This window comes from Xenorhabdus sp. PB62.4 (assembly GCF_014467285.1).
Taxonomy (GTDB): Bacteria; Pseudomonadota; Gammaproteobacteria; order Enterobacterales; family Enterobacteriaceae; genus Xenorhabdus.
Window position 1 is genome coordinate 357,036 of record NZ_NKHR01000001.1, and the last position, 16,332, is coordinate 373,367.

15 protein-coding genes and 1 other RNA gene are annotated in these 16,332 nt (G+C 41.6%); 11 read left to right on the forward strand and 5 right to left on the reverse strand.

Features of this window, described 5'->3' with window-relative positions:
- Nucleotides 1–103: 103 nt before the first annotated feature.
- The 5 genes from lon to Xenpb_RS01550 all read left to right on the forward strand — a co-directional run bounded on the left by lon (nt 104) and on the right by Xenpb_RS01550 (nt 6,132).
- Nucleotides 104–2,458 (forward strand): endopeptidase La, encoded by a 2,355-nt coding sequence (gene lon, locus Xenpb_RS01530; RefSeq protein WP_187652772.1) that lies wholly within the window; start codon nt 104–106, stop codon nt 2,456–2,458.
- A gap of 232 nt (nt 2,459–2,690) precedes the next feature.
- Nucleotides 2,691–2,975 carry a nucleoid-associated protein HU-beta gene (gene hupB / locus Xenpb_RS01535; protein ID WP_222942832.1) on the forward strand — a complete coding sequence of 95 codons (285 nt, stop codon included), beginning with the start codon at nt 2,691–2,693 and terminating at the stop codon, nt 2,973–2,975.
- A gap of 175 nt (nt 2,976–3,150) precedes the next feature.
- On the forward strand, nt 3,151–5,031 hold the full coding sequence (gene ppiD, locus Xenpb_RS01540; RefSeq protein WP_187652773.1) for a peptidylprolyl isomerase: 1,881 nt from the start codon (nt 3,151–3,153) through the stop codon (nt 5,029–5,031).
- Nucleotides 5,032–5,137: 106 nt separating this feature from the next.
- Complete coding sequence (locus tag Xenpb_RS01545) at nt 5,138–5,572, forward strand: ComEA family DNA-binding protein (protein ID WP_368666789.1); 435 nt, start codon at nt 5,138–5,140, stop codon at nt 5,570–5,572.
- 161 nt (nt 5,573–5,733) lie between these two features.
- A complete protein-coding gene (locus tag Xenpb_RS01550; protein ID WP_187652774.1) occupies nt 5,734–6,132 on the forward strand; it encodes a thioesterase family protein in 399 nt (132 codons plus the stop codon).
- 65 nt (nt 6,133–6,197) lie between these two features.
- On the opposite strand, the gene queC is transcribed toward Xenpb_RS01550, so the two are convergent.
- Nucleotides 6,198–6,896: a 7-cyano-7-deazaguanine synthase QueC gene (queC, locus tag Xenpb_RS01555; RefSeq protein ID WP_187652775.1), complete on the reverse strand. Its 699-nt coding sequence runs from the start codon at nt 6,894–6,896 to the stop codon at nt 6,198–6,200.
- A 32-nt stretch (nt 6,897–6,928) separates the two neighbouring features.
- Nucleotides 6,929–7,981, reverse strand: coding sequence for a PLP-dependent cysteine synthase family protein (locus Xenpb_RS01560; RefSeq protein ID WP_187652776.1), 1,053 nt, complete (start codon nt 7,979–7,981; stop codon nt 6,929–6,931).
- 123 nt (nt 7,982–8,104) lie between these two features.
- Here Xenpb_RS01560 and Xenpb_RS01565 point away from each other — a divergent pair, with 123 nt between their 5' ends.
- The 5 genes from Xenpb_RS01565 to amtB all read left to right on the forward strand — a co-directional run bounded on the left by Xenpb_RS01565 (nt 8,105) and on the right by amtB (nt 13,942).
- The gene (locus tag Xenpb_RS01565; protein ID WP_047962169.1) at nt 8,105–8,575 is read left to right on the forward strand and encodes an Lrp/AsnC family transcriptional regulator; all 471 of its coding nucleotides are present in this window, start codon (nt 8,105–8,107) and stop codon (nt 8,573–8,575) included.
- A gap of 57 nt (nt 8,576–8,632) precedes the next feature.
- The gene (locus tag Xenpb_RS01570; protein ID WP_187652777.1) at nt 8,633–10,381 is read left to right on the forward strand and encodes a SmdA family multidrug ABC transporter permease/ATP-binding protein; all 1,749 of its coding nucleotides are present in this window, start codon (nt 8,633–8,635) and stop codon (nt 10,379–10,381) included.
- Nucleotides 10,365–12,143 carry a SmdB family multidrug efflux ABC transporter permease/ATP-binding protein gene (locus Xenpb_RS01575; RefSeq protein ID WP_187652778.1) on the forward strand — a complete coding sequence of 593 codons (1,779 nt, stop codon included), beginning with the start codon at nt 10,365–10,367 and terminating at the stop codon, nt 12,141–12,143. The genes Xenpb_RS01570 and Xenpb_RS01575 overlap by 17 nt, the downstream gene beginning before the upstream one ends.
- A 165-nt stretch (nt 12,144–12,308) precedes the next feature.
- Entirely contained in the window at nt 12,309–12,647 is a 339-nt protein-coding gene (gene glnK, locus Xenpb_RS01580) for a P-II family nitrogen regulator (protein ID WP_099114906.1), read from the forward strand.
- A 14-nt stretch (nt 12,648–12,661) separates the two neighbouring features.
- A complete protein-coding gene (gene amtB, locus Xenpb_RS01585) occupies nt 12,662–13,942 on the forward strand; it encodes an ammonium transporter AmtB (protein ID WP_187652779.1) in 1,281 nt (426 codons plus the stop codon).
- A 109-nt stretch (nt 13,943–14,051) separates the two neighbouring features.
- Here the strand turns inward: amtB and tesB are convergent, their stop codons facing one another.
- Nucleotides 14,052–14,906 carry an acyl-CoA thioesterase II gene (tesB, locus tag Xenpb_RS01590; protein WP_187652780.1) on the reverse strand — a complete coding sequence of 285 codons (855 nt, stop codon included), beginning with the start codon at nt 14,904–14,906 and terminating at the stop codon, nt 14,052–14,054.
- Nucleotides 14,907–15,416: 510 nt separating this feature from the next.
- On the opposite strand from tesB, the gene ffs reads away from it, so the two are divergent.
- Nucleotides 15,417–15,513, forward strand: an RNA gene (gene ffs, locus Xenpb_RS01595) — signal recognition particle sRNA small type.
- 91 nt (nt 15,514–15,604) lie between these two features.
- Here ffs and Xenpb_RS01600 read toward each other — a convergent pair.
- Nucleotides 15,605–15,808 (reverse strand): HHA domain-containing protein, encoded by a 204-nt coding sequence (locus tag Xenpb_RS01600; protein WP_010845060.1) that lies wholly within the window; start codon nt 15,806–15,808, stop codon nt 15,605–15,607.
- 47 nt (nt 15,809–15,855) lie between these two features.
- Nucleotides 15,856–16,224: an Hha toxicity modulator TomB gene (gene tomB / locus Xenpb_RS01605; protein ID WP_047965258.1), complete on the reverse strand. Its 369-nt coding sequence runs from the start codon at nt 16,222–16,224 to the stop codon at nt 15,856–15,858.
- Between the last annotated feature and the right edge of the window lie 108 nt (nt 16,225–16,332).

Here is a 16,332-nt window from a genome sequence, read left to right on the forward strand (position 1 = left end):
AATGAATCCCAGATAGCATAACGAATTGTGTGACCGGGGTAAGTGAACGCAGCTAGCAAAGAGGCAGCTTGAAAGTGAAGGGTATAAATGAAGAGAGAGCTCTATGAATCCTGAGCGTTCCGAACGCATAGAAATCCCTGTATTGCCTTTGCGCGATGTAGTGGTTTACCCACATATGGTGATCCCTCTGTTTGTTGGGCGTGAGAAGTCGATTCATTGCCTGGAAGCAGCAATGGATCATGACAAACAGGTCATGTTGGTCGCGCAAAAAGAAGCATCTACTGATGAGCCGGGAGTCAATGATCTTTTCTCCGTAGGTACAGTGGCTTCTATTTTACAGATGTTAAAATTGCCAGACGGCACAGTAAAAGTTCTGGTTGAAGGCTTGCAGCGTGCTCGCATTACTACACTGACGGATAATAGCGAGTATTTTTATGCGAAAGTTGAATATCTTGAATCCCCTGACGTTGATGAACGTGAACAAGAAGTTCTGGTAAGAACCGCTATCAATCAGTTTGAAGGCTATGTCAAACTGAATAAAAAGATCCCGCCAGAAGTATTGACATCGTTGCACAGTATTGAAGATGCAGCAAAATTAGCAGATACCATCGCTGCGCATATGCCTTTGAAAATCAATGACAAGCAGGCTGTTTTAGAAATGTCTGATGTTGTTGAGCGCATTGAGTATCTGATCGCAATGATGGAATCAGAAATCGATCTTCTACAGGTAGAAAAGCGTATCCGCAATCGCGTTAAAAAACAGATGGAAAAAAGCCAGCGCGAGTACTACCTGAATGAGCAAATGAAAGCGATTCAGAAAGAATTAGGTGAGATGGACGATGCACCTGATGAATATGAGACGCTAAAGCGCAAGATCGAAGATGCAAAAATGCCAAAAGAGGCGCGCGAAAAAGCAGAAGCTGAATTGCAGAAATTAAAAATTATGTCTCCAATGTCGGCAGAAGCAACGGTTATACGTAGTTATATTGACTGGATGGTGCAAGTTCCTTGGGTTGCACGCAGCAAGGTCAAAAAAGATTTAGTGAAAGCTCAGGAAGTACTGGATACAGACCATTATGGTCTTGAGCGCGTCAAAGAGCGTATTCTTGAATATCTCGCCGTACAAAGCCGTGTCAGCAAGATCAGGGGGCCAATACTTTGTTTGGTCGGGCCTCCAGGTGTTGGTAAAACTTCGTTAGGTCGTTCCATTGCACGGGCAATCGGACGCAAATATGTGCGTATGGCGTTGGGTGGCGTGCATGATGAAGCAGAGATCCGTGGGCATCGCCGCACCTATATTGGCTCCATGCCGGGCAAATTAATTCAGAAAATGTCCAAAATTGGAGTGAAAAACCCGCTGTTCTTGTTGGATGAGATCGACAAAATGTCATCTGATGTGCGTGGTGATCCGGCGGCAGCCTTGTTGGAAGTGCTTGATCCTGAGCAGAATGTAACGTTTAACGATCATTACCTTGAAGTGGATTATGATCTGTCTGATGTTATGTTTGTGGCAACGTCTAACTCCATGAATATTCCTGCCCCATTGTTGGATCGTATGGAAGTCATTCGTCTGTCCGGTTATACAGAAGACGAAAAACTGAACATTGCCAAGCGCCATCTTCTGCCAAAACAGACCGAGCGCAATGCCTTGAAAAAAGGCGAGTTAACCATTGATGATGGTGCAATCCTCAGTATTATCCGTTATTACACCCGTGAGGCTGGCGTTCGTAGTCTGGAGCGTGAAATCTCTAAATTGTGTCGTAAGGCCGTTAAAGCATTATTGATGGATAAGAAGCTTAAGCACATTGAAATCAATGCAGGTAACTTGAAAGATTATCTGGGCGTGCAGCGTGTTGATTATGGCCGTGCTGATACAGAAAACCGTGTTGGTCAGGTAACAGGTCTTGCATGGACAGAAGTCGGTGGTGATCTGCTGACGGTTGAAACAGCCAGTGTGCCAGGTAAAGGTAAATTGACCTATACCGGTTCATTAGGTGAAGTGATGCAGGAATCCATTCAGGCAGCATTGACAGTGGTTCGGGCTCGTGCAGATAAGCTGGGCATCAGTTCTGATTTCCATGAAAAACGCGATATTCACGTCCACGTACCTGAAGGTGCGACGCCAAAAGATGGCCCGAGTGCGGGTATTGCCATGTGCACAGCATTAGTTTCTTGCCTGACAGGTAATCCTGTTCGTGCTGCTGTGGCGATGACGGGTGAAATTACTTTACGCGGTTTAGTTCTGCCAATTGGTGGTTTGAAAGAGAAATTACTGGCAGCACATCGTGGGGGAGTTAAAACTGTCATAATTCCAGATGAAAATAAACGAGATCTGGAAGAAATCCCACAGAATGTGATCCAAGATTTGGAAATCCATCCTGTTAAGCGTATAGAAGATGTTTTGGCTATCGCTTTGCAGGAACCCGCATTTGGTGCAGAAGTTGTATCACTAAAATAGTACAAAAATAGTGAACTAACTCAAGAACTGTATATAAAATATAGGCTGGCAAGTAAATTGAGACTTGCCAGCTTTTTTTTGTGTCATTAAGTTAGTTTAGTCTAATTATCTGATTAAATATTTTGCTGTTCCAAGATTTCTTGCTAATACTGGAAAGGATTGATATGACGGCATGACTGTTGTGTTATCCGTTATAAATCGGTTTTTGTTACGTTAGTAAAACTAAATGGGGATGATAAGAGTGAATAAGTCACAACTGATCGACAAAATTGCTGCTGATGTGAATATTTCTAAGGCAGCAGCCGGACGTGTAGTAGATGCATTCATTTCTTCAGTATCTGATGCCTTGAAAGACGGTGATGATGTCGCTTTGGTAGGGTTCGGTACGTTTACTGTGCGTGAGCGCGCAGCTCGCACGGGACGTAACCCTCAGACAGGCAAGGAAATCAAAATTGCAGCAGCAAAAGTACCTGCTTTCCGTTCTGGAAAGGGGTTGAAAGATGCTGTCAACGGCTAATGAGCGAGAAACTTGCTCCTCGCCTTTGCCATAGCAGTAAACTTAAACTGACTAGGCAATGTTGATAGGTTAGAATATAAGCGCATCAATCAATTGGTGCGCTTTTTTTCTCTTAGCGTTTGAATTGTCGTAATATGACAGTTTCTTTTTCACTAAAGCGGAGTTTTACGTCTTTATGATGGACAACCTACGCACGGCGGCAAATGGCCCTGTGCTTAAAATTGTGTTGGCTCTAATTATTTTGACCTTTCTGGTGACAGGGGTAACAGGCTACCTGTCAGGCGAAAATGGTAGCTATGCTGCCAAGGTGAATGGTCAAAGTATTAGTCGTGCTCAACTGGAGCAAGCATTCCAACAAGAAAAAAATGCTATGCAAGAGAGGCTAGGAGATGGATTCTCAACTTTGCTGAGTAATGAACAGGCCGTACAACAGCTTAGACGAGAATCATTAGATCGCCTCATAAATGCCACCTTGATTGAACAATACGCGCATAAGCTGGGTTTATCAGCAAGTGATGAGCAAGTCGCACAGGAGATACGTAACCTACCGTTTCTTCAAACTGACAGCAAGTTTGATAACAACAAATATCAGGATTATTTGAATTGGCTGGCTCGTTCCAATATGAGTCCTGATGTCTTTGCTGAGCAGGTTCGTCAAGAGCTGATTAATCGCCAATTAGAGCAGGTGTTGATAGGTTCTGAAATTGCATTGCCGACAGAAGTCAAAGAAGAAATTGCGCTTCTTTTTCAAGAAAGAACAGTACGTTTTGCGACTCTTGAATTGAAATCAATTGAAGCACAGCAAAAAGTCACCGATGAAGAGCTGAAAAACTACTATACTGCGAACAGTAAACATTTCACTGTGCCAGAAAAAGTAAAAATCAGTTACATCAAGATGGATGCTGCGGATGAGCTGAAAAATATCACCGTATCTGATGCTGATATTGAAAAATATTATCAAAACAATCTGTCAAAATACACTAAGTCTGAACAGAAGAAGTACAGTTTTATTCAATTAGCTTCAGACTCTGATGCTAAATCGGTTTTGGATGAATTAAATAAAGGGGCCAATTTCAGTCAATTGGCATCCGAAAAATCGACAGATAAATTTTCTGCCCAAAAGGGAGGTGATCTCGGCTGGATGGAAGAGAGTTCTCTGCCTAATGAGATTAAAGCAGCCAATTTGACACAGAAAGGGCAACTTTCTGGTGTCGTTAAATTATCTAATGGATATGCGATTTTCCGTTTGGACGATATCAAGCCTCAGGTTGTTAAATCATTGGAGGATGTCCGCCTGGAAATAGAAAAAATCGTTAAGCAGGAAAAAGCGGTTGACGCATTTTATGCGTTACAGAGAAAAGTAAGTGATGCCGCAGCCAATGATAACGAATCTTTGGCAGCAGCAGAGAAAGCAGCAGGTTATCAGGCTGTAACCACTGACTGGTTTGATCGTGACCATATCCCGGCTGATATTAACTTCAGTCAAGTTGTTCAGGCTATTTTCTCTGGCAATTTGATGGATGATAAAGGGACAACAGGCATTAATTCTGATGTCATTTCTGTTGAGGGTGACAGAGCCTTTATTGTGCGTGTTGACGATGTGAAACCTGAAACTGTTCAGCCGTTCGATCAAGCTAAAACTGAAGTTGCTGAATTGGTGAAACGCCAAAAAGCAGAGAAACAACTTCAGGTTGATAGTGAAAAATTGTTGGCTGCGCTGAAAGAAGGTAAAGGTGAACAAGCATTGAAAGCAGCAGGAATCCAGTTTGCTGAACCTACTGTGATAAAACGCATATCACAAAACGATCAGGCTACCGATGTGGCATTCACTCTGCCTCATCCTAAAGAAGGTAAGGCTGAATATGGATTAGCTCAAGATGGGCTTGGTAACGCAGTATTTATCCAATTGGATAAAGTTATTCCAGGACCTATTACAGATGAGCAGATTAAACAATATATGTCAGCTTATCAGTATCAAACAGGTAATGTCATGCTGGAATCACTAATAATTAATTTGCGTGATGATGCAGATATTAAGCTAGGTCAAATCGAATAAAATTGCGAAGTTACTCGCAGCTATTTTTGCAAAATAGCAATTTTAAAAGGCCACTTTCGTGGCCTTTCGCATATTTAAATCTTGCCTATTGTCTGGAAATATTGTTGTGGCAATCTCTCCTGCGTCAATAAAACATGGAGGGATTTATATGAAATATTTAAGGATATTATTCAGTTCGCTTGTTATGGCTTTGTGTATCAACATACCGTTATCTCATGCCAGCACCGTGAATGAATCTACCGATAAAATAGTGAAACAACCCGTTAGCCAGCAGAAAACTGCCATTGGGAACAATGAATCGCAAGAGGAAGGAAAACCAGGTTCAAGCCAGCAAATACAAGGAAAAGGAACTCTTAACATCAATACGGCAAGTGCTGAACAATTCGCGAAAGAACTCAACGGCATTGGTACTAAAAAAGCACAGGCAATTATTGAATATCGTGAAAAATATGGCCCATTTACGGCAATAGAACAATTACAGGAAGTTCAAGGGATTGGACCTATGTTTATGGAAAAGAATAGAAGTAAATTAACTTACTGAGTGTTAAGCCCTCTTGTAAGGCCTTAATAATTTTATATTGTAAGTTTATCAAGAGGGCTGTGATGCTGATCAAGAATAATTCATTAAACACTATTGTAATTAAATTGTTTTGCTATTGTTAAGTATTGTCTGGTCGGATGAGTTTAAAGGAAAACATAGCAATGAGCACGATTATAAAAGTCAGGGGCTACCATATTGATATTTTCCAGCATGTAAACAACGCACGTTATTTGGAATTTATGGAAGCAGCACGTTGGGATTTGCTGACTGAAGATGACACCTTGGAATGGCTAAACAATAAGAATATTGGTTTTATTGTGGTAAATATCAATATTAATTATCGTCATCCAGCAGTGGTTACAGATGAGCTGGAAGTAAACTCTTCCATGCGGGAATTAGGTAATAGAAGCGGTGTATTTTTTCAGGAAATTATACGCAAGAGTGATAATAAAGTGATTGCTGATGCCTTAACGACGTTTGTCTGTATTGATTTGAAAACTCAAAAAACGCTTGTTTTAGAAGGTGAGTTACGAGAAAAAATGGAATCTTATAAGAGATAACACAACGAAATGAGAGGTTCAATGAACCTCTCCCTGATAAGTATTAATTAAATAAAACGGCTTGATTAACCCAGATGTGTTTTAGATTTCATATCTGCCATAGTGGATTGGACATTGTTTAAATAATTATCTAATCCCTTGGCCCGGAGATGGCAAGCCGCGCACTCACCGCATCCATCACCTTGAATACCGTTATAACAAGTGAGAGTTTGGTTACGGACGAAATCCAGTTTTTCATAATAATGAGCCAGTGCCCAAGTTTCAGCTTTGTTTAACCACATTAGGGGTGTTTCGAAACGGATATCACGGGCGATACCAAGGCTGACCGCTTTATTTAGTGCTTTGACAAATTCGTCACGGCAATCTGGATAACCTGAAAAATCAGTTTCACAAACACCCGTAATAACCGTTTCAGCTTCGACTTGATAGGCATAAATTGCCGCCAGAGTTAAAAACAGAATGTTACGACCAGGCACAAAAGTATTTGGGAGGCCATTTTTTTCACTTTCACTGAAATCTGGCACAGGAATGTTATCTCTTGTCAGGCTGCTGATTGCGAGCTCATTCAGTAAAGTAACATCCAGTACCTTGTGGGCAGCCGCGCCTAATTCTTCGCTGATACGACAAGCTACATCAATTTCAGCACGGTGACGCTGCCCATAATCAAAAGTGACACAGTGAACTTCGTCATATTGACGGAGTGCCTGAATTAAACAAGTGGTGGAATCTTGCCCACCACTGAATACAACAACGGCTCGTTTCATGATACCTACCTCTGTAAATTGAAGGAGATATGTTACTCATAACCGTTTAACTTGGGTAGTTGTGTTCGATACTGTGTGAGATCACCGATATTATTGTGAACCCATTCTGGGTTGTAATACGTATCGAGATAACGTTCTCCGCTATCACAAAGTAACGTCACAATTGCGCCCTGTTGATTGTTGTCATGCATTTGTTTGGCGAGCTGCAAAGCACCCCAAACGTTGGTTCCTGTTGATGCCCCTGTTTTTCTACCAAGTAATTTTTCAAGCCAATAAATGGTAGCAATAGTCGCAGGATCAGGAACTTGGATCATGTCATCAATCACAGTAGGAATAAAAGAAGGTTCTACACGTGGGCGGCCAATACCTTCGATTTTACTGCCAGTAGTTCCAAGAATATCGCGGCGATTCTGGCGGTAACAATCGTAGAAGACGGAGTTTTCTGGGTCAACAACGATTAATTTAGTGTCATATCCCTGATAGCGGATATAGCGGCCAAGTGTTGCTGATGTACCACCTGTTCCTGCACTCATAACGATGTAAGTCGGTTCAGGAAATGGCTCCAGTTTCATGTGACGGAAAATGCTTTCTGCAATGTTATTGTTGCCTCGCCAATCAGTCGCTCGTTCGGCATAGGTAAATTGATCCATGAAATGACCATTTAGCTCTTTTGCCAGACGTTCTGACTCCTGATAAATCATAGCTGAATGTTCCACAAAATGGCATTTACCACCGTAGAACTCAATTTCCTGAATTTTGCGTTTAGCTGTGCAGGAAGGCATTACAGCAATAAAAGGCAAACCGAGTAATCGGGCAAAGTAAGCTTCCGAAACAGCGGTACTGCCGGATGAAGCTTCAATAATTGGAGTTCCTTCCTTAATCCAGCCATTAGTGAGTGCATAAAGGAATAGGGAGCGTGCAAGCCGGTGTTTTAAGCTACCCGTAGGATGCGTACTTTCATCTTTGAGGTAAAGGTGGATATCCGAAAACATGGGGAGGTTGAGACGTATCAGATGTGTATCTGCGCTGCGTTGATAATCAGCCTGAATAGCTCTTATGGCATTTTTAGCCCATAAAGACGACATAAAATTGACCCTGAATAATAATACCGTAGTGGTATATAGATTACCCTTACATTTAGAGAAATAGATTATTATTTTTCTGAGATTGTTCGTTATATTTGGAAAATATTTCTACAGGATTTAGATATGCTAGATAAAATAGACCGTAAGCTACTGGGACTGCTCCAACAGGACTGTAGTCTATCCCTGAATGCGCTGGCTGAAGCTGTTAATCTGACTTCCACACCTTGCTGGAAACGGCTTAAACGACTTGAAGATGAAGGATATATTGTTGGAAAAGTGGCATTGATAAATGGCGCTAAACTTGGTCTTAGTCTGACGGTGATAGTGATGATTAAGACTCAGCAACATAACAGCGAGTGGTATGAACAGTTTGTGTCTTTTATCAGAGAGATGCCGGAAGTTTTAACATTTTATCGCATGGCGGGCGAATATGACTACCTCATGCATGTAGAAGTTGTTGATATGAAAAGTTATGATCGATTTTATAAACGCATGGTGAATGGGATTTCTGGTTTGATTGATGTAAGTTCCAACTTTGCTATGGAGAAGATAAAATATACAACGGCGTTGCCGATACCAGATTCAGTAATATGAAGTCGCCTTTGGTAGGCAGACGTTAATTCTTTCATTTTTTACCTTGGGAATAGGTGTGTGAGATTATTTTCACAATTAAGCTGGTATTTTATTAGTGAATGGCGGCGTTATTTAGGCGCTGTTGTTTTTCTCATCATCATTGCGGTGCTACAGCTGATTCCTCCACGATTGGTCGGAATTATTGTTGACGGCATTAGTGCAAAAACAATGTCATCCAGCCAGCTACTAATTTGGTTGGGGTTGATGATGCTGATTGCGGTGGCAATCTATGGATTGAGGTATGTCTGGCGTGTATGGCTGTTTGGGGCCTCTTATCGGCTGGCGGTGAAATTGCGCAGCGATTTCTATCTGCGACTGAGTAGCCAAAATCCTGAATTTTATTTGCGTCATCGAACAGGCGACCTTATGGCTCGCGCAACAAACGATGTTGATAGAGTTGTTTTTGCGGCAGGTGAGGGAGTACTTACTTTAGTTGATGCGTTAGTGATGGGATGTGCTGTCCTAATCGTAATGAGTGTGCAAATTAGCTGGCAATTAACGTTGTTATCACTACTGCCCATGCCTATCATGGCATTTGCAATTAAGCATTATGGTAATCAGCTTCATCACCGTTTTAAATCTGCGCAAGGGGCATTCTCTGCCCTGAATAACCACGCACAAGAAAGTTTAACCAGCATTCGCATGATAAAAGCGTTTGGCTTGGAACAGCTACAATCCAATCAGTTTAAAGAAGTCGCTATTGATGCCGGGCGTAAAAATATGCACGTAGCACGTGTGGATGCATGTTTTGACCCCACGATTTTTATCACCATTGCTGTTGCAAACCTCTTGGCTGTAGGGGGAGGAAGCTGGATGGTTGTGCATGGTTCCATGACCCTTGGTGAACTGACCAGCTTTGTTATGTATCTGGGATTGATGATTTGGCCAATGCTGGCATTGGCGTGGATGTTTAACATTGTTGAGAGAGGCAGTGCTGCGTATACACGTATCCGCAGTCTGTTGCAGGAGCCACTGGTGATTGAAGATGGCGCTTTGTCTTTATCTCCAGGCCGGGGAACCTTGCAAGCAACTATTAACTCTTTTATTTATCCCAAAAATGATAAGCCTGTCTTAGGGAATATTCATTTCAAGCTGGAACCCGGGCAATTATTCGGGTTGTGTGGCCCAACGGGTGCAGGAAAGAGTACTTTGCTGGCTTTATTACAGCGACAATTTGATGTCACCGATGGAGAAATTCTTTTTCAATCTCAGAATATCTCTTCTCTCCGAATGGAAGAGTGGTGTTCACGATTGGCTATTGTTAACCAGACGCCTTTTCTGTTTTCAGACACGGTTGCCGGCAATATTGCGTTAGGGCGACCAGATGCAACCCAAGAACAAATAGAAGAAGTTGCTCGCTTGGCAAATGTACATGATGATATTTTGCGATTGCCTCAAGGTTATCAAACTGAAGTAGGCGAACGTGGCGTCATGCTTTCTGGTGGGCAAAAACAGCGTATATCCATCGCAAGAGCCTTGTTGTTGGATACTGAGATTTTGATTCTTGATGATGCCTTGTCGGCGGTCGATGGACATACAGAACATCAAATCATGAAAAATCTCAGCCAATGGCGGCAGAATCGCACCATTATTATCAGTGCGCATCGGCTGTCTGCATTAATGGAAGCAGATAATATTTTGGTTATGCAGCATGGCACGATTGTGCAGCAGGGGCGGCATAAGCAACTTATCGCTCAATCAGGTTGGTATTTTGACATGTACCATTACCAGCAATTAGAAGCCGCATTGGATGGGGAAAATGACTAATACTCATATGCGTAAGCTCTGGCCATCATTAAGGCGCTTGCTCTCTTACAGTAAAAATTATCGAAAACCAATACTAATTGCTGTACTGATGTTATGGATTGCTGCATTGGCAGAAGTGAGCGGGCCACTGCTTGTAAGCTATTTTATCGACAACATGGTCGCAACGGGAAACTTGCCGCTGGATATAGTCATTAGTCTTGCAGCCGTATTTTTAGTCTTACAACTTGTTTCGGCTGCTTTGCATTATTATCAGACTTTATTTTTTAATCAGGCATCGGTGGGAGTAGTCCAGCAACTTCGTACTGATGTGATGAACTCGGCATTACGTCAGCCATTAAGTGCTTTCGATACTCAACCTGTGGGTCAATTGATATCTCGTGTAACAAATGATACTGAAGTGATTAATGATCTGTTTGTAAATGTGATCCCTACTGTGTTTCGCAGTATTGCATTGATTGGCGCTATGCTGATAGCTATGTTTATTCTGGATTGGCGCATGGCGTGTGTTGCAATAGTAATATTTCCGGCTGTATTGCTGGTAATGGTAATTTATCAGCGCTTCAGTACTCCAATTGTGAGAAGGGTTCGTGGCTATTTGGCTGATATTAATGATGGTTTTAATGAAGTCATTAATGGAATGACCGTCATTCAGCAATTTCGTCAGCAAGCACGTTTTGGTGAAAAAATGCTGGCTACCAACCGAGCGCATTATCAGGCTCGTATGCAGGCATTACGGTTAGATGGCATCTTATTGAGGCCATTATTGAGCTTTTTTTCTACCGCAGTATTATGCGGTTTACTTTTTCTGTTTGGGCTGAAAGGGTCCGAAATCATCGGCGTAGGTGTATTGTACGCCTTTATCAACTATCTTGGCCGATTGAATGAACCGTTGATTGAGTTGACTGCACAACAATCAGTATTACAGCAAGCTATAGTTTCAGGAGAGCGGGTTTTTGAACTTATGGATAGTCCCCAGCAACAGTATGGGGGTGATCTGGAAGCGTTGGCTAGCGGAAGGATTGATATTGAAAATCTGAATTTTGCCTATCGAAGTGACAAGCGTGTCTTGAGTGATATTAACCTACATGTTCCCCCACATGGATTCGTGGCTTTGGTTGGGCATACGGGAAGCGGTAAAAGTACTCTGGCAAATTTGATTATGGGGTACTATCCGTGGCAAGACGGTGAAATTTATCTTGATGGGCGTCCGGTATCTTCGCTTTCTCATACTGTATTACGTAATGGTGTGGCAATGGTACAGCAAGATCCTGTGGTTCTGGCTGCTTCATTTTTCGACAATGTCACGTTAGGGCGGGATATTAGTGAAGAGAAAATTTGGGAAGTGCTGGAAATGGTTCAATTAGCTGAATTTGTTCATAGCTTACCAGATGGTTTGAATTCAGTATTGGGTGAACAAGGAAATACCCTTTCTGCAGGGCAAAAACAGTTATTGGCAATGGCCAGGGTTCTAGTGCAAACGCCACAGATCCTTATTTTGGATGAGGCAACCGCGAATATTGATTCGGGAACGGAACAATCAGTGCAGAAAGCGCTAGGGATAATCCGTAAACAAACAACGCTGGTAGTTATTGCTCACCGTCTTTCAACCATTATTGAAGCTGATTCCATACTCGTGCTGCATCGTGGTGCAATCGTCGAACAAGGACGGCACCAACAGCTATTGGCACAGCGTGGGCGCTACTATCAAATGTACCAACTCCAACAGGTTGGTGAGATCTTGAATGAGACTGTGCACGCTTAATGTGCATATGGGGAGCAGATGTGTTTGCTGCTCCCCTTTCTTATCCCTTCCTTAGAAATGTTCTTCAGTAATATATTGATTAAATATTACTTTTAACTTTTGGCATATCCCTTGCAAACAACCCCTGTGTAAACACAGCAAATACAGCAAAAAGTGGGGGGAAATATGAAGTTAATCACCATCATCATAAAGCCATTTAAGCTGGACGAAGTGAGAGAAGCACTTGCTGATATAGGAGTGCAAGGTATGACTATCACAGAAGTAAAAGGATTTGGACGCCAAAAAGGTCATTCTGAGCTTTACCGAGGGGCTGAATATAACGTTAACTTTTTGCCCAAAGTTAAGATTGATATTGCTATCAGTGATGAGCGGGTTGAGGAAATTGTCGATATTATTCAGCAGACTGCATTCACGGGGAAAATGGGAGACGGAAAGATTTTTATCTTTGAGTTACAGCATGCCGTTCGTATCAGGACGGGTGAAACGAATGACTCAGCACTGTAAATAGGAGGCGAAAAATGAACAAGAAACCCTTATCCATAGTTGGCCTTGCAGTCAGTTTTCCTTCATTTGCTTTTGCTGCGGAAACAACGCTCGATAAGGCTGATACAGTATTTATGTTTATAAATACTGTACTGGTACTTTTTATGACGATACCCGGAATTGCTCTGTTCTATGGAGGGCTATTGCGCCGCAAAAATGTTTTGTCATTGATGTCGCAGGTGATTGTTAGTTTTTCATTGGTTTGTGTGCTCTGGGTTGTCTACGGTTACAGCATGACTTTTGAGGCAGGTAACCGTTTTTGGGGTGGATTAGATCAAGTCATGCTGAAAAATATATCTATAACTGATCTGAACGGAGGATTTTATAAATTAATTCATGTTGTTTTCCAGGGGGCATTTGCTTGTATCACTGTTGCTTTGGTGGTGGGAGCTTTATGCGAGAGAATCCGTTTTTCAGCATTATTGATTTTTAGCGTGTTATGGCTGACGGCATCATATATTCCGATGGCACATATGGTGTGGGGAGGAGGTTGGCTCGCTGAAGATGGCGCTTTGGATTTTGCTGGTGGGACGGTCGTTCATATTAATGCGGCAGCGGCAGGGCTGGTTGGAGCTTATTTACTAGGAAAGCGTTCAGGATTTGGACGGGAGGCGTTTAAACCCCATAACTTACCAATGACGTTTATTGGAATGGCGATCCTTTATATCGGCTGGTTTGGGTTCAATGTGGGGTCTGCTGGTGCAGTAAATGCCATTGCAGCACTGGCACTCGTGAACACTGTAATAGCAACAGCGGGGGCAGTATTATCGTGGGTGATTTCTGAGTGGTTATTTCGTCAGAAACCTTCACTTTTGGGAGCATGTTCAGGGTGTATTTCAGGCTTAGTGGTAATTACGCCTGCTGCGGCAACGGTTGGTATTGGTGGCGCACTGATTATGGGGTTGATTGCGGGTGTCGCTGGTTTATGGGGAGTGGTCGTACTGAAACGGTGGTTGCGTGCAGATGATGTCTGTGATGTTTTTGGTGTGCATGGAGTATGTGGCATCGTTGGTTGTTTGTTGACCAGTGTTTTTACCGCGTCCATTTTAGGTGGAACAGGATTCCCTGAGGGAATGACAATGTTACGGCAATTCGGTATTCAGATGATTAGTATATTAGTTTGTATTATTTGGTCATCGTCGGCTGCTTATATTTCATTTAAGATTGCCGATAAACTGGTTGGATTACGCATTAGTATTGAATCAGAAAGGGAAGGGTTGGATATTACTTCACATGGTGAAAGCGCTTATAACTGAATCATACTTTTCTTCCTTGAACACTGTGGGCCGTGCCGTAATAACGGGGCAATTCTAATGACACAGCACTTATTTCTGTTATTACGGCTTACAGTGTGTATTTAATTCATTACAGCTTTCTGATGACTCCTTCTTGAACCGTCGAAGCGATGAGTACACCTTGACGGGTATAAATATGCCCGCGCACAAAACCACGCGCTCCTGATGCTGATGGACTTTCGATCGCATAGAGCAGCCAATCATTCATACTAAAAGGGCGGTGATACCACATTGAATGGTCAATTGTGGCTACTTGCATATTACGCCCCATAAATTCTACGCCATGAGGCTGTAATGATGTTGGTAGGAAATTGAAGTCTGAAGCATACCCTAGTAAGCAGCTATGAATGAATGGGTCTTCCGGCATTTCCCCGTTGCTGCGGAACCAAACATAACGAACAGGGGCTTTGGGGGAATGATTAGGTAAGATGTGAGGTTTGATTATTTTCATTTCCAGAGGTGGCATAGAAAGAGCATTTTTTAGTTTGGCGGGAAGTGAGTCAGCCATTTTTTTTGCTATTTCTTCTTGGGATTCTAACTCTTCTGGAGGGGGAACGACTGGCATGGTGTTTTGGTGCTCGAAACTTTCTTCATGACTTTGGAAAGAGGCCGTCATATAGAAAATAGGATGACCATATTGTATTGCACTGACACGACGAGCGCTAAAACTTTTCCCATCACGCAATATTTCGACATCATAAACGATTGGCTTACTGCTATCTCCCGGGCGTAAAAAATAGCTATGGAAGGAGTGAATCATTCTGTCATCAGAAACGGTTTGCTTTGCTGCATATAGCGCTTGGCCTATCACTTGTCCGCCAAAAACTTGAGGAAATCCCAAATCCTCGCTTTGCCCTCGGTAAATTCCTTCTTCTATCTTTTCCAGATGTATTAAGTTAATTAAATTTTGTAATGCTTGGCTCATAACATGCCTTTGCCTTTTAAGTGTGTAAAAAATGGATAAACGACGATTACAGCTAATAAATTTTAAATGATTTGAAAATAAATTCATAAATTTGTAAATAAAATTTATGATTATGTTTTTTATTTTGGAGATGAATTATCACGTTTAATTTTATCAATGCTTGTCAAATAATGCGGATAATATTGTTTTGCTGGTTTATTTGTTGATTTGTATGGCTGTTTTTTGTTTTGACAGACATGAAAAGAAAGAGGATATTTTAGTTAATTTGATATTTTAAATTATTGGCTTTTTGTATGATATAAAAGTGATTTATTGAGGTTACCTAATGTATTTGTTTATTCCTTTATCTATCTGTATATAGAGAATGTGCCACATTTGTGTCTATTTGGCGATTTTTACATCCATGTGCGCAATAAACAAGCATTCAAATGAAGTTTCCTTGCTATTTCATAACGTATGAAAGATAATGTCGACCGCTTCGCAATTGGAAGCGAATATCAATGAGGGCTCTGTTGGTTCTCCCGCAACGCTAACTTGTTAACTTGGTCAGGTCTGGAAAGAAGCAGCCATAGCAGGGGATGTGTGTGCCGGGATGTCGCTGGCAGGGCCCTCACCAGTTTTAAGCCCATCATTGACTTTATGCCCGTCAGCCGATAATCGCTACCGGCTTTGGTCACTTCCTATCTGATCACTTCAGTTTAGCGGACAAATTTCCAAACAGACGATGGGATCTTATCATAGAGTTTATTCATGGTAAGTTCGGCTAAACGGTGGTCAGCAGCGGAGTAGAACAGTTCAAGTTCATCATCCGAGAGCTCATATTTATTTTTTTCAATTACGCGTTCCAGTGTTTCAATAGAAGTGCATTTTCTCAAACGCATCAGATAGTCAGTTTTAGTCATAGTCGCCTTATCTTATTTGGTATAAAAAATAGTTAGAAATATATTTATTAGGTTTTGCTTAAAGAAGCATTCAAATCATGTAACAGAATGTTAGTTAAGTGTTCGTTTGTTCTTTGCCACTTTGTAAGTTCAAGAAAGCTTATCTTATCACTTCCAAATAAATTATATGTTTCATCCAGATACTCATCAATTAAGGTACTAAGATCGTAGTTATCTGCGTATTTAATTTTAAAGCTCCAGACGAAAGCTGCAATGTGTTCGATCAATTCGTTTAATTTTAAGCTTTTTTCGGAACTTAGATCATGAATCCAATGATTGTCAGTGCGATTCAGGACTGAAAGTGCCTCGTGAATTAAATTTTCACATAAATATTTTAATTCAGCAATATCGTGTCTTCTTGGTGAATATTCATCCATAATCACCTCCGTAAACAAGGCGCAGCTTATTTGAACTAAGGCTTATACATGCTATTTATTATAGTCATTCTTTTAGAATAGAGCCTATCAAAACATGATTATTATTTA